General features: G+C 73.0%; 11 protein-coding genes. All 11 read left to right on the forward strand.

Annotated elements, in window-relative coordinates:
• Positions 1-246: 246 nt before the first annotated feature.
• Positions 247-1,167, forward strand: coding sequence for a conjugal transfer protein (locus AB0D18_RS38425; RefSeq protein WP_362429929.1), 921 nt, complete (start codon positions 247-249; stop codon positions 1,165-1,167).
• Positions 1,164-1,463, forward strand: a complete 300-nt coding sequence (locus AB0D18_RS38430) for a hypothetical protein (RefSeq protein ID WP_362429932.1) — start codon at positions 1,164-1,166, stop codon at positions 1,461-1,463. Before AB0D18_RS38425 ends, AB0D18_RS38430 begins: the two co-directional genes overlap by 4 nt.
• Complete coding sequence (locus AB0D18_RS38435) at positions 1,460-2,101, forward strand: hypothetical protein (protein WP_362429934.1); 642 nt, start codon at positions 1,460-1,462, stop codon at positions 2,099-2,101. Before AB0D18_RS38430 ends, AB0D18_RS38435 begins: the two co-directional genes overlap by 4 nt.
• Positions 2,098-4,731, forward strand: a complete 2,634-nt coding sequence (locus tag AB0D18_RS38440) for an ATP-binding protein (protein ID WP_362429937.1) — start codon at positions 2,098-2,100, stop codon at positions 4,729-4,731. Before AB0D18_RS38435 ends, AB0D18_RS38440 begins: the two co-directional genes overlap by 4 nt.
• Entirely contained in the window at positions 4,728-7,622 is a 2,895-nt protein-coding gene (locus AB0D18_RS38445) for a hypothetical protein (protein ID WP_362429939.1), read from the forward strand. Before AB0D18_RS38440 ends, AB0D18_RS38445 begins: the two co-directional genes overlap by 4 nt.
• Positions 7,619-8,770, forward strand: coding sequence for a bifunctional lytic transglycosylase/C40 family peptidase (locus AB0D18_RS38450; RefSeq protein WP_362429942.1), 1,152 nt, complete (start codon positions 7,619-7,621; stop codon positions 8,768-8,770). The genes AB0D18_RS38445 and AB0D18_RS38450 overlap by 4 nt, the downstream gene beginning before the upstream one ends.
• Before the next feature lie 41 nt (positions 8,771-8,811).
• Positions 8,812-9,429 carry a hypothetical protein gene (locus AB0D18_RS38455; protein WP_362429945.1) on the forward strand — a complete coding sequence of 206 codons (618 nt, stop codon included), beginning with the start codon at positions 8,812-8,814 and terminating at the stop codon, positions 9,427-9,429.
• Positions 9,411-12,023 (forward strand): ATP/GTP-binding protein, encoded by a 2,613-nt coding sequence (locus AB0D18_RS38460; RefSeq protein WP_362429948.1) that lies wholly within the window; start codon positions 9,411-9,413, stop codon positions 12,021-12,023. Before AB0D18_RS38455 ends, AB0D18_RS38460 begins: the two co-directional genes overlap by 19 nt.
• Entirely contained in the window at positions 12,020-12,937 is a 918-nt protein-coding gene (locus AB0D18_RS38465) for a replication-relaxation family protein (protein ID WP_362429951.1), read from the forward strand. Before AB0D18_RS38460 ends, AB0D18_RS38465 begins: the two co-directional genes overlap by 4 nt.
• 233 nt (positions 12,938-13,170) lie before the next feature.
• Positions 13,171-13,794, forward strand: a complete 624-nt coding sequence (locus AB0D18_RS38470; protein ID WP_362429954.1) for a hypothetical protein — start codon at positions 13,171-13,173, stop codon at positions 13,792-13,794.
• Entirely contained in the window at positions 13,776-14,672 is an 897-nt protein-coding gene (locus AB0D18_RS38475) for an ATP/GTP-binding protein (protein ID WP_362429957.1), read from the forward strand. The genes AB0D18_RS38470 and AB0D18_RS38475 overlap by 19 nt, the downstream gene beginning before the upstream one ends.
• Positions 14,673-14,692: the final 20 nt, after the last annotated feature.

The following is a 14,692-nucleotide window of genomic DNA, read 5'->3' on the forward strand; positions in this document are numbered from 1 at the left end:
AACGGCGTGGTCAGTTCCATGGTCAGTGACCGCCCCGCCCGGCCTCCGTGGTCAGTTCGGTGACGCCCCCGAAATGGGGCGTGGTGAGTGCCATGGTCAGTCGGCCGCTGACCTCACCATGGCACTGACCAGGGAAAACGTAACCGTCCTGTGATCGTGGTCAGGCGGATTCGGTCAGCGAACCGGTAAGGCCCGGTGGGTTGTCTGCGGGTGTCATCCCCCGCTGCCAACTCCCTGGGAGTGTCCGTGTCTCCACGTTCCGCTCGTACCGCTGCACCCGACGAGAAGGCCCCGCCCGTTGCGGGTTCGGCCGCGCTCGGTGCCGCCCGGCGCCGGGTGTCCGCCGGCCGGATGGCCGTCTGGGTGGCGCTGGCCGCCGGACCGGCCGCCCTGGTCCTGGCCATGCTGCCCGCCCCGCGTACGGTGGCAGCCGCCCCGAAGAAGACGGCCACCGTGGTGGCCACTCCCCCAGTGGCCGACCCGTCTGGGTACGCCGAACTGCTCGTGTCCTCCTGGCTGGCCAGCAGCACGAAGTCCGTGTCCGAGGCCTCCCGCCGGGTGCAGGCGATGGCCCCGGGCACCGCCCTGCCGGACACACCCGCTCCGGCCACGCTAGTCAGCGCGATCAATACCGCCCCGACCGCGCCGGGCCGCTGGCAGGTCACCGTCGCGGCCACCGACAAGGCCGGGGCGGTGCGCTACTTCGCCCTGCCCCTGATGGCCGACGGCGACCGCTTCGGTGTGCCCGCCGGGCCCGCCCAGGTGGCCGCCCCCGCCCCCGCCGCCGAATCCGCCGAGTCCGGCTATCCGGTCACGGTCCCCACCGGGCGGTCGCTGGCCACCACCGTCGGTGAGTTCCTCACCGCGTATCTCTCCGGCGGGCAGATCGACCGCTACGCCGTGCCCGGGGTGCGGCTGAGTGCCCCTCAGGCCGCCTACCACAAGGTCGAGGTGGAGCAGCTCGGCGCCGACCAGCAGGCCGCGGCCGCGGAGAGTGTCGCGGCCGACGGCACGCAGGTGCGGGTGCGGGCGCGGGTGCGGGCCCAGGACGCGGCGGGCGGGGCCTGGCCGCTGGACTACGGGCTCGCCCTGACCGCGCGGGCCGGACGGTGGGAGATCTCCGCCGTCACCGCCAGCAGCCTCACCCCGGTCGGGGGCACCCGGTGACCAAGCTGATTCTGGCAGGGCAGATCGGTGTGCTCGGCGACTCGTGGATCGCGACCCTGTCCGGCTGGGGCGACAAGGGCCTCAAGGCCGCACTGATCGTGATCGTGGTCATCACCGTGATCCGCCGTGCCTCGCTGAAGGCCGGCATCGGGGCGCTGCTCCTGATGGTGATCGCCCTCGCGCTCTACGACTCCCGCAATGCCCTCTCCGACAAGTTCGAGGACGAGGTCAACAACCCGACCAACACCAAAGCCGCCGCGGTACGGCCGGTCCCGGCCACGGGGCCGGTGCTGTGAGCGGGGCACCGGCGCGGGTCGGCCGGAACTACACCGCCGCCCGCCGCCATCCCTGGGTGCTCGGCAAGGTCGGCGAGTGGAAGCTGCCGTTCGGCCCTTACACGCCGATCCAGCTCACGGTCGCCTTCCTCGGTGCCTTCACCCTGATCAAGACCATCGACTGGTGGGCCCCCGCGCTGGGTCCGATCCCGGTCATCGGCTGGGTCGTCGCGGTCTGGGCGGTACGGGGCGCGCGGATAGCGGGCCGCGAGCCGGTGTCCGCGCTGCTCGGCTGGACCAGCCTGCTTGCCCGCCCGCGCGCCGGGCGGATCAACGGGCGTGCTGCCCGCGACCGGGCCCCCCGGACGCTCCGCGGCGGCTTCGTCATCGAGGCCGCCCCCCGCGGGGGGCTCGTGGCGGCGCTACCGCCCGCCGCTTCCCGCCGCCCGGCAGGCCGGCCGCGCCCGGTACCGCGACGACGGCCGTCCCCGACCACGAATCCCCCGCACCCGCGTCCCGCCGTGCGCCGCCGTCCCCGCCCCCGTTCGGGCGGCCGGGCCCCCGCCCCGCAGCCAGCACCGGTGGCCGTCCCGCTGTCCCCGCTGCACCAGCGGCTGGCCGCCTCCGCTTCCGCACTTACGTCCAGGAGTTCGTCATGAGGGTCCCCATCCGGCACATCGCCGGTCACTTGCTGTGGTCCGTGCAGGGCACCACCTGGGCGCTGTGGCGCATCAGCTCCGAGGGCGGCCGCTACCAGAGCGGGCAGGTCCGTGAGGAAACTCTGGCCAAGGTGACCTCGCTGGTGCGCTCGCTGACCGGAGCCCCCCGGTTCTTCGGGCTGTGCGCGCAGACCGACCCCGGTGAGGTCGCCTTCCAGATGATCGACGGGGTGGCCATGCCGCCGGGCCCCGGCGGGCAACAGCACCCGTGGGCGCAGACCACCGAGGCCGCGCTCGATCTGCTGGACGGGCAGGAGATGCACCGGCGGACGCTCTGGCTGGCCGTGCCGCTCGATGCCTCCTCCCGCGGGCACGAGGCTGGGGCCGCCCTCGCCTCCCTGTGGGCGGAAGTGTCCGCCGAACTCGGGCTGCAGGCCGCCCCGGTACGGCGCAGTGAGGTGACGGCGCGCCAGAGGCAGGCCGACCGGATCGCCGCCGCGATCGGCTCCGCGCTGGAGCTGCGTCCGGCAACCCCGGCGGAAATCGTGTGGATCGTCCAGCACGCCCTGCACCGCGGGCAGTCCGAGCCGCTCCTCGCCGAGGCTGCGACCTGCGGTCTGTACGGGGGGCGGGTGCGCGGCGGGGTGCTGCGTTCCCCGTCATACGCGGATCTGGGGCAGGTGCGGCTCGCCGAGGGCGGACAGGAGGGCGGCAGCAGCGCCGCACACGACGACCCCGAGGACGACGTGCCGGGGCGCCGGGGGCTGGCGGGCCTGTTCGCCCGGCGGCCGGCTGGGACGGGCTCGCCGCTGGCGCGGCGGTGGCTGGCGGTGGAGACCGAGGACGGCACCGGCTACCAGGCCCACCTGGTCCTGTCCCAGCTGCCCCCGGCCGTGACCGCGGACAGCGCCGATCTGCTGGCCCAGCTCGAAACACTGCCGTTCCCGGTGGACTTCACCGTCGACATGGAGATCCTTTCGGCCGCGCAGGCCCGGAAGAAGATCCAGCAGAAGAAGAAGGACCTGGTCGAGCAGGCCGACCAGTACGGGGCACAGGTCACCGGGATGCCGACCTCAGTGCCCGACGCGGTCGGGGACCTGAGCGAGATGGACGCGCGGATGTCGCGCACCTCGGTGGAGGTCGAGGTCCAGTCGGTGACCGTGCTGACCGTGTGGGGGGCCACCCCAGCCCAATGCGACACCCGGGCCCGCGCGCTGACCGCGGTGCTTTCGCAGGCCGACTACCGGGCGGTGCGCCCCACCGGGCGGCAGGAGACGCTCTTCACCCTCGGGCTGCCCGGCACCGCCCGCCCGGCCACGCTGCGGGAGTTCGTGCAGCTCCACCTCTCGGAGGACTGGGCGCTGATGGGTGCGCTCACCGGCGGGGAGTCCGGCGACCCGACCGGGATCCTCGTCGGATTCGATCAGGACTGTGGCACTACCCGCCCGGTGTTGATCGACCCGGCCGACGCGCCTGCGCAGCACGCCTCCGCCTCCCTGGGAGTGGTGGGGGATCTGGGGTCGGGGAAGTCGGTGCTGCTCAAGCTGCTGAAGTCCGGGGTGGTGGACCGGGGCGGGCGGGCCATCGTCATCGACCGCACCCCCGTCCGCGAGTGGGCCGCCTACGCCCAGGGCGCCGCCGAAGGCCGGCACCAGATCGTGGACGCGGCCGCCGCGGCTGTGTCGATCGACCCGCTGCGGATCTTCGGGGGCGCCACCGGCGCCCACTACGCACTGTCCTACCTCACGCTCCAGCTGGGCATCGGAGCGATGTCGACGTCCGGGTCGGTGCTGCACCGGGCGGTCGAGGAGGCCGCCGCTTCCGCGCAGCCGTCGATGGCCGGGGTGCTGGCCGCCCTGGAGGCAATGGCCACCGCCGAGAGCGGGGGCAGTGCGAGGCGGGACGCGGCCGCCACCCTCGCGGACCTGTTGCAGATCGTGGCTCGCAACTCGCTGGCCGGCATGGTGTTCGACCCCACGCTGCCGCCCCTCACGCTGACAGACACCGCCGGTTCGGACCTGGTGGTGGTCACCACAGCCGGGCTCACTCTGCCGCCGAGGGAGGCGTTCGCCCAGCCCGAGGTGCTGCGCCAGCAGCCGCTGGAGGCCTTGATCGGGCGGGCCGTCCTCTACCTGATCGCCGCCATCGCCCGGCAGGCCGCATTCGCCGACACCTCGCAGTTCTGCGCAGTCGTCACCGATGAGTGTTACTGGCTGACCGGTTCGGCCGAAGGCTCCGCCCTGGTGCGCGAGATCCTCCACGACGGCCGCAAGCACGCGGCCGGGATCTTCATGGCCGGGCACGACGAACGGGAGCTCGGCGAGGACCGGGGGCTGCTCGCCTACCGGGCGCTCGCCCGCACCACCAACCGCGAACGTGCTGCCAGGGGGCTGAAGTTCGTCGGCCAGGACCCCGCCAACGAGGCTCTCCTGCGTACCGTCACCACCGACCTCTCCCCCGTCGGGCAGCGGGGGCGGGAGGGCGAGATGCTGCTGTGCGCGCCACGGCAGAACACCTGCCGCATCAAGGTCGTCATTCCGGCCGTGGCCCGGATCCGCGAACGCATCTCCACCACCCCCGGTACCGCCCGCCCCACCCTGGTCAAGTCCGCGGTCGGAGCGGGCGCATGAGGGGCCGCCTGCGGATGCCCGTCCGCTGTGATGTGGGCACCCTGCGCAACGTTGCGTGGATCTGCCTGCTGACGTTCGTGTTCGTCGTGGTCGACACCCAGGTCGCCGCCGCCGCGGACGGAGCCGGGGGTGGTCTGCTGTCCCCGCTGAACCTCACCACGTCCGAGGGTGCCCCGCTGGAGGGGTACAGGCTGGGCTCCAGTCCCGGGTCGATTCTGAACGTCGCCGACAACGTACGGGCGTTCCTCCTCAGCGGCCTGTTCGCCGTGGTGCGTCTCCTGGTCGGGCTGGCAGGCTGGCTGGTCGAGTTCGTCTTCACCTTCCCGCTCCTCCAGCTGCTGCTGGGACCGGCCCAGAAGCTCTCCGACACCTACAACCGGATCGTCGTCGACACGCTCGGCCTCAAAGGCTTGCTGCTCGGGTGGGCGTTCGTTTTCGGGCTGATCTTGTTTATGCGCGGCAAGGCCGCCCGGGGGCTGGGCGAGATCCTGCTGACGCTGCTGATCGCCGCGTTCGCCGCGTCCGCGCTGATCCGCCCCGACTACCTGCTCGGCAAGGACGGCCCACTCAACCAGGTCCACCAGGCCGCCGCCGAAGTCGCCGTAACCACCGTGAACACCTACAACTTCAACACCCACGGCTCCGACCGACCCTGTGCCGGCCTGCCCGCGGCAGCTGCTATGGCCTGCGAGCAGCGGGAGTACACCAAGCTCGACGTGGACGTGACGGCCAAGGACATCGCCAAGCCGATCCAGGACGTCCTGACCAACGCCCTGATCGTCAAGCCCTACATGCTCGTGCAGTACGGGCGGCTCCTCGACCCGCAGAAGGACGCCAAGGCCTACGCCCTCCACCTCAAGTGGGTCACCGGCAAGTACAAGCCCCAGCCCGTTGGAGGGTCGGAAGAGACGAAGAAGAAGCAGGAAGTCTGCGACCAGGTGAAGGGGCCCGGGGGCGACTACTGCCGGTACGCCGTAGCGAAGGAGGAGGCGGAGAAGAACGGGACCGAGGTCGCCCCGGAGGACGTGCCCTTCGACTTCCCCGGCAAGGACAGCCAGGAGCTCTCCCCCGGCGCGGTGATGAACTATCTGTCCCCGGAGTCGGTGGAGTTCCAGCAGTTCACCGAGGAACTGTCCAAGGCCGGTGAGACGGGCAAGGCGGCCGCCGAGTACGCGAAGGACTCCTCGTGGGAGCGGGTCGGGGCCGTGGCGCTCGTGCTCGTCGCTGTCGTCCTGGTCGCCGCGATGATCGGCGCGATGGCGCTCGTGATGCTCGGTACGCAGGGCGCCGAGGTCGGGGCCAGTGCGGTGGGCGGGGTGTCCCTGGTGTGGGGCATGCTGCCCGGCCCGAGCCGGGCGGCGGTCTGGAAGTGGCTCATGATCTTCATGGCCTCCACCCTGCTCATGTTCGCCGTCGCCGCGTTCATCCCCGCGTTCGGGATCGCCGTCGACGTGGTGCTGACCGACGGGCCCGACCTCGTCTTGGAGCGGCTGCTGCTGGTCGACGCGGTCGCCGTGGTCGGGCTCGCCTTCCACCGCCGCCTCCTCGCGTCGGCGACCGGGTTCGCCGACCGGCTCAAGACGCGGATGCGGTTCTCGCCGGTCGGCGGCTCCCATCTGCCCGGCGACTCCAGCGAGATCGGTGCCGCCCTGGCCACCTACGCGGGCTCCGGGGATGGCGGGCACAGAGTGTCCAGCGGTCGGCTGCTGAGCGGCGGGGGCTTCCGGGCCGGACTGCTGGGCACCCGGCAACGCCTGATGAGCCGCCTCGCCGCGCTGACCGACGGCACCGGCATGCCGGTGAACGCCGGGAGCATCCTGCAGGACGCCGGCGCCGAGGCCCGCCGCGGACTGGCCCCCGCCATGCTCGTAGCCACCGGCGCCGGACTCGCCGCACGCGGCGCCTACGGACTGGCCATCGGCCGCCGCCCCGACGAGGAGCAGCTGGAGAAGTGGCGCAAGCCCACCTCACCCGACGGCGAAAACCCCGGCGGAACGCCCGGCAACCGCCGCGGCGGGCCGGGCGCGGGACCGGGTGGAGGGGGTGCGCCGATGCGGGTGGACACCCAGACCGGGGAGATCCTCCACGACCCGTCCACCGACCGGCCGCTGCTCGGGACCCGGGCGCACAACCGGCTGGTCCGGTTCCGGGGCTACCGCATCGCCCGCCGGACCGGAATCCTCGCGTACGGGGCGACGTACGGGCTGCCTGCCACGGTCAACAGGGCGCGGACGAGGCGCTCGGAGCTGTCCGAGGACGCCCGGCAGCAACTGCGGGTCACCGGCGGCCAACTCCGTGAGGACGGCCGTCAGTGGGAACCGGTCGGCCGGACCCTGAAGGCTGCGGGCCGGGAGGCGGGAGAGCGGGCCGGCGATGTCTCCCGGCGTACGGCCACCGCTGCCCGCAACGCTGCGGCGACCGGAGTCATGATGTCCGGCGGCCCGGACCGTGGTGCCTCCGCCGGAGCGGAAGGTGCGCCTACGTCGGTGTCCCGGCCTGCCGGGGGAACGTCCTACGCCCGCCAGCAGGTGATGGACTCCCTGCTCCAGGCACAGCGCGCCACCTGGGAGAACCCCCCGAGCTGGGGCGCGGACGACAGCGAGGGCAGCCACCGGGCCACGGACAGTCCGCTGGCCGGCTCGGCAAGCAGTTGGAGCGAGGGCGAGCAGCGGGCGACGGAGGCTCCGCTCGACCCGCCGCGCACCAGCTGGGCCGACGGCTGGGGCGACGAGCGCAACGGCTGGGGCGGCGAGGACACCGGCCGCGGCCGCCAAGCCGCGCAGGCACCGCTCAGGCCGGCCCCGCCGACCTCCTGGGAAGACGGGTGGGAAGAGCAGCACACGTGGGGCGAAGAGGGCACCGGCCCCGGTGACGGCGGTGACCGGGCATGAAGCTGAAGGGGAAACTCGGCTGCCTGACCGTGGTGCTGCTGCTGGGGGCGGTGTGCTGTGCGGTGCCGCTGTCCAGCGCGGTGAACGCGCTCGCGGCCCTGAGCTCGCAGCAGGACACGGTCACCGACGACGGGGCGGGCGGCGGGGAAGGGTCGTCGGCGGACATCCCCGCCCGGATGCTCGCCGCGTACAAGAACGCGGTGCGCCTCATCGGCAGGGAGGCGGCGGCGTGCCGGGGGATGCGCTGGCCGATCCTGGCCGGAATTGCCCGCATCGAGTCCCACCACGCCCAGGGCAAGACCGTGACCGCCGGCGGGGACATCAGCCCGCACATCCTGGGCCCGCTCCTCAACGGCTCCGGAGTGGGCGACAACACCACCGAGTTCGGCGACACCGACGGCGGCCGGTGGGACGGCACCGCCTCCGGCGAACGGGCGGTCGGCCCCTTCCAGTTCCTGCCCGCCACTTGGAACGGCAGCGGCCGTGACGGCAACGGCGACGGTCAGCGCAACCCGCACAACGGCGACGACGCCGCCCTCGGCGCCGCCGTGTACCTGTGCGGGAAGGGCCGCAACCTGGGCGAGCGCGACCAGTTGCGCAAGGCGCTGTACCAGTACAACAACAGCCAGACGTACGTGAACGACGTCCTCGGCTGGATCGACACCTACACGTCGGCGGCTTCCTCCTCGACGGCGTCCGGGTCGGCCACCGGGCGGGCCAAGAAGGTCATCGACGCGGCCCTGGCAATGCGCGACACCCCCTACTCGTGGGGCGGCGGCAACGCCAAGGGGCCGAGTACCGGCACTTGTTGCTCACCCAGCGGCAAGTCTGGAGTGACCATACGCGGATTCGACTGCTCCGGGCTGACCACGTACGCCTTCGCGCAGGCCAGGATCACCCTGCCGAGGTCGGCCGCCGCGCAGGCGGGCAGGGGCAAGCGGATTCCGGCGTCGGCCGGAACGCAGGCACTGCGCCCGGGTGACCTGGTGTTCTACGGCTACATCCCGACCCAGGACTCCACGATCCATCACGTCGGGATCTATCTCGGCGGCGGCCGCATGGTCAACGCGGCCCGGCCGGGCACGGTCGTACGGATCGACGCCCTGTCCTCGATGCCGGACTACGCGGGCGGGGCGAGGCTCCTGTGACCCCCCGCCGGCCCGCTGGATCTGTCCCACGCTCCCCGCTGGTGCTGCTGGCCGCCGGTGTGGTGCTGGCCATGCTCGGTGTGATCCTGCTGCGCGAGCCCGCACCGCAGGCGCCCCCCGCACCCCGGCCGCAGGCCGTCACCCCCTCCGGCGCCCCGCGCGGCGTCGGCATCCCAGCACCTGCGGGTGCGGGTGCGACCGGCCGGACAGCGGCGACGGAGCCCTCCGCCCCGGGCGCGGGCCCGGGGGTACTGCCCGCTCCTGGGGAGGGGCCGCAAGGGGACTGGGCCGTGCAGCGGGTCTTGCGGGCCGCGGTGGCCGACGACCTCCCGCCGCGCACCGCCCGCCTGCTGGCCGGACTCGGGCGTGCCGTGCTGGTCGCCGAGACCACCGGCCGGGGACGCCACCTGTGGCCCGCCCGCTTCCCGCCCGGACAGCCAGTCAAGGCCTTCACCCGTGTACGGATCCAGGCCGCGGCGGCCCGCGCCGACGGCCCCGGCCGGGCGGCGGTGCACCTGGTGTGGGCGGGCGCGGATCCCGCGGGCACCTACCGCGACGGCCGCCCCGCCACCCTCCGCTTCCAGCACATTCACTCCGCCCACCTGACATCCGCCCCTGCCCAAGGAGACCTGTGGACCTCATGGACCCCCACCCCGTGACCCTCGCCGAGAGTGCCACCCTGCTGGACTGGGGTGGCGCCCTGGGCCGCACGGCATACAGCCTGCTGGACTGGACGGCCGCCCACCTCTGGTGGCTGCTGCCCCTGGCGCTGCTGACCGCGATCGGCCATGAGGGCGTGGCCCGCCGCCTCGCGGACCGGGCGAGCCAGTCGCGGATGGCCGTCGAGCTCGTGCCGCACGACGGATTCGACCCCAGCCCGGAACAGGTCTTCCGCTACGGCGTGCAGCTGGTGCGGGCCTCCGGCAGCGGCCCCTGGTGGATACCGCGCCGGGCAAAGGGGGTTCGGGTCCGGATGCGGGCGGACGGCCGCACTCCGCTTGGCTACCGCATCGAGGGCCCGGCCGGTGCCGCCCTCCTGCTGCGCACCACCCCCTACTCCCCCGCGGTCACCTGCCGCAAGGCACCCCCCGTCAAGGCGCCGAAGGCAAAGCACACAGTGCGCGCCGAGTTCGTGCTTCGCGGTCTCACCGTGGGGGCGCTGCGGGACGTGCCGATGGAGCCGGACCCGTTGCAGCCGCTCGCCGACGCGGTTTCCGATCTGCGCGCGGAGCTCGGGGACGTCGCGGAGATCTGCCTGGACCTCCAGCGGGCCCCCGCCTGGTACCTGCGGGCCCGCCGCTGGCAGGCCGTCGAGGAGGCCCGCGCGGGCGAGCACCGTGAGGCCCGCCGCGCCTCCTCGTGGGTGCGCCAGGACGCCGAACGCGCCGAGGACAGCCTGCTGAACGTGCTGCGCCAGATGCTGAGCGGCCGTCAGGGCGAGGGGCGGCGGTGGGTGATGCCGCCGTCCCCGCGCAGGGTGGACCGGGACAAGGCGCTCGGCAAGCTCACCAGCACTCATCTGGTGCGGGTCCAGGTACTGGTGCGGTGTACCTCCGACTTCGAGGGCCGGGCCCGCGCCCGGCTGCGCCAGCTCGAAGCGGCCCTGGACGTCTTCGGCGGGGAGGCCAGGTGGCAGATGCGGGGCTGGCACTTGGGGCCCTGGCACTACTCCAGCGACAGGCGACCCGCCCGCCGGGCCTTCGACCACCGGTGGGCGACCGGGCAGATCCGCGCGCCGCGCACCAACTGGGTCGCTCTGCACGAGGTGGCCGGGATGTTGAAGCCGCCGACGATGCACTGCCGTCTGCCGCTGCTGGCCACCGCTGTGCCCACCTGGCGCGAGGGGGACCCGCGTCTGGTGCTGCAGGGCTGGCACCGCACCGGGGACGGGCAGCGGCGGATGCTCGCCACCTACGAGGCGGAAACCCTCTTCGAGGTCGCCGTCGGGAAGGCCGGGTGGGGCAAGACCGAGCGGGCCCTATGCCAGGCGGTGGGGCACGCCCGCGCCGGCGGCGGTCTGCTGTTCGCCGACCCGCACGGCGACTCGTGGCACCGGGCGGCCCCCTACCTGGCCCACGCCGCGCTCGACGGGCGGATCGCCCGCATCGACCTCGCCACCACCCACGGCCGGGCCCAGCTGGGCTGCTGGAACCCGCTGGGCATGGACCAGGGGCAGCAGGACCACCAGGTCGTCGCCCAGACTGTCGACGCGTTCGCGAGCGCGCTGGGCTGGAACGCGGTCAGCGCACCCCGCGCGCTGACCATCTTCACCAAGGCCAGCGAGGCCCTGGTCGCGGTCAACCGGCTCGCCTGCCGCCGGCAGCAGCCCGAGGCGCAGGTCACGGTGTTCCAGATCCGGGCGCTGCTCTCGGACCCCGGCTTCCGGGAGTCGGTCATCGGGGCACTCGGCGAGACGTCGGAGGCCGCCGCCTGGTGGCGGACCACCTTTCCGACGCTGCCCGCCGACGCACTGCCGGTGGTCCTCAACCCGCTGGACCGGCTCGCCGCCGACCCCACCGCCCGTGCTTTCCTCGGCAACCCCGTGGGGGCGTACAACATTCGGGCGGCCATGGACCGGCGCATGGTGGTGTGGATCTGCCCGGCCGGGGATGGGCCCACCGACCGGCTGCTGGTCTCCCTGCTCATGCGCGATCTCCTGCGCGCCGGGCTGTCGCGCCGTGACCTCCCCGCGGACCGCCGGCTGCCGTTCAAGGGCTACCTGGACGAACTGATCACCCTGGACGGGGCGGCGTCGGAATCCCTCGCGCAGATGCTGGAGCAGCTGCGGAAGTTCGGGGTGCGGCTGCACGGCATGACCCAGCTCCTGCAACGCCTCTCCGACCCGGTGCGCGCCTCCCTGCTCCAGAACTCCTCGACCCTGACGACCACGGCCGGGTCGATGGCCGCGATCCGGCACATCACCGGCGAGTGGGGCGAGCGCGTCAGCCCGGAGGCCGTGGCCCGGCTCGGCCGCTACCAGCACTACGCCACCTTCACCGTCAAGGGCGAGCGGGTGGGCCCGCTGCTGCTGGAGGGCCCCCGCCTCGAAGACGTCTTCGGCAAGGGCGCCAGCGCCGCCGACGTCGCGGCGCTCACGCAGGCCGCCGACGCCCTGGCCGGAGCCCGCCCCCTCGACGAGCTCGCCCAGGCCGCGCTCGACCACACCCGGGCCGTGCAGGCCTTCCTCATCGACCACACCCCGCAGAAGGCGGGCGCCACGCCTGCCCCCGGCCCCCGCAAGGAGTACTCATGACCGCCACCGTCCCCCGTCCGCTGGCCAGCTACGTCCCCGACACCCGGGAAACACTCGCGCACCAGGTGCTGGCTGCCCTCGGGCAGCACCGCATGGCCACAACCGACCAGCTTCGTGAACTGCTGGGCGCCACCCACCGGCAGTCCGTCGTGGACGCCGTGAACCAGCTGTGCAAGGCGGACCTCATCGGGTTCGTCCAGCTCCCCTCCACGCGCACCCGTGCCTGGTTCCTGGACAGCGAAGGTGTACGGATCACCCGGGACTGGCCCGAGCTGCGCGGCCGCCCCCATTACCCGGTCACCAGCGCCACCGCGGCGTCCCTGCGCACCCCGCACACCCTGACCGTCGTCCGCACTCACCTCGCGTTTGCCCGGGACGCCCGGGTGCGCGGCGACGAGCACGGCTTCCTGGACTGGACGCCGGAGGTCGCCCATCAGCTGCCCGACGGCGAGCGGCTGATTGCCGACGCCCTGCTGCGCTACACCGTCACCACCGGCGATGTCCGTGCCAAGCTGCGGGCGTTCGTCGAGGTCGACCGGGGCACGATGAGCGCGGAGCGCCTGGCGAGCAAGCTGATCGAGTACGCCCGGTTCCGGGCCTACGAGCCGGTGCAGCCGGGCAGCAGGCGCACCGCCCAGGCCGCGCAGGCGGTGACCGGTCCGGCCTGGCAGCGCTGGTATCCGCGGTTCCCGAGGGTGCTGTTCATCCTCACCGGGGTCGGGCGGCGGGCGCTCGCGAACCGGATCTCGGATCTTCAGGCGATGGCGGCCGAGCATCCCTTGGTCGCGGCGATGGCCCGGCAGGTGCCGCTCGGTGCGGCGGTACTGGAGGACATCGAGGAGCAGGGCCCCGGGGCGCCGGTGTGGACCCGGCTCGGGGAGCGCCCGGGCCCGTGCGGGTGGGCCGAATTGTGAAGGGCATATGCAGTGCGGTCGCGTCTGCACACGACTACATATCGATATTCAACGGTCACAGCGTCCCCGTTCGTACCGTATGCGCCATTCAAGTCGTTGATGGAGGTGGGCAGTTGTCCGCCGAATGCGTAACGTGCCGACTACACAGAACGATCAATTCCCTTGCCTCACCTGCCCGACCCAGGTCGCCGCACGCACTGCGGCCCTCCACCGCCACCGTTCCGGGGGTCCCCATGAGCCGAGCCACGCACACCGTTGCACTTCGCACGCGAAACCGAACGGCCCTTTGCGCGACAGGCGTTGCGCTCGCGCTCGCCCTCACCGGCTGCGCCTCCACCTCCCACACACCGGACGCCAAGCCCACCGCGGCCGGCAGCACGGAGCCGTCCCCCCCGGCGGCTCCCTCGGCCGCGCCCAGCAGTGCGGACCCGCTCGCCGCCGAGAAGGCCCACGTCGTCACGACGTACGGCAAGTACCTGACGGAGCTCGCCCGGTCCTACGAGGGCGTCGACTACAAGGCCACCGACCTCCGCAAGTACGCCAGCGGCAACGCCCTCAAGCAGGTCCACCACGACGTGCAGTCCCTCAAGGGTGCGGGCAACCACATGACCGGTGCGCCGACCAGCAGTTCCAAGGTGTCGAAGATCAGCATGGGCGGGGCGCTGCCCACCGCCACCCTGACCTCGTGCCTGGATGTCTCGCACTGGGACACGGTCGACAAGGCCGGGAAGGCCCTGCCCCCGATTCCCGGCCAGCTGAAGCGGTACGTCACCGTCTCGACGTTCGAGAAGTGGCCCACCGGGTGGATGGTGCTCAGCGAGAAGGCGGAGGCGCGCGCATGCACACCCGACGCGTGAACCGCCGTCACGGGTGGGCGGCAGCCGCCGTCTGCCTCACGCTGGCCGTGCCGCCCGCCGCGGCCTGGGCCGCCCCGTTCCCGCTTGGCGGCGGCGTGTGTGCCGGGCGCGCGGGGCACGTCTGCATCCGCTCGGACGACACGTCGTCGCTGCCGGGCAAGCCCGCCCGCCCGCAGAAGAAGGCCCCGGTGAAGGCGGGCAAGGCCGACCCGAAGGCGCCGGTGTGCACCTCGGTGGCGATGGACCCGCAGCCGCCCGCCGGAAGCGCCGAGCGGGGCGGGGTGACCGGAACGGTCTATCAACTGGAGTGCGCCGACCCGATCGACAACGCCGCCACCACGATCAACTTCGTCGGCGGCGGAAACGGCGGCGGTGCTCCCGCCCCTGCGGTCGACCCGGTCGTCCTGGCACACCAGGCGGTCGACCAGATGCTGCTGGAAGGGCCCAAGATCCAGACCGCGCCGAAGAAGGGCGCGACCGGTCTGGTGGGCATGCCGGTGTGGCTGTGGACCACGGTCTCCCCCACCACGACCGGCCCCAACACCGCATCGGCGACCGCCGGGGCGGTCACAGTGACCGCGACCGCGAAGGTCACCTCCATCACCTGGAGCACCGGCGACGGCGGGAGTGCCGTCTGCGCCGGGCCCGGCACCCCGTACAGCGCGGCATACGGCAAGAAACCGTCGCCGACGTGCGGGCACACCTACACCCGCACCTCGGGCAAGCAGCCCGGCGCCACGTACACGCTGGTTGCGACGTCCACATGGGTCATCGACTGGCAGGTCCAGGGCACCGCGCTGGGCGGCCAGCTGACCGAGACACGCACGGCGGTACCGCAGCAGGTCGCCATCGGCGAAGCCCAGGCGCTCGGCAGCTGACGCTGTCCCGCCAGATCAGA

This window comes from Streptomyces sp. NPDC048442, from assembly GCF_040651475.1.
Classification (GTDB): domain Bacteria; phylum Actinomycetota; class Actinomycetes; order Streptomycetales; family Streptomycetaceae; genus Streptomyces.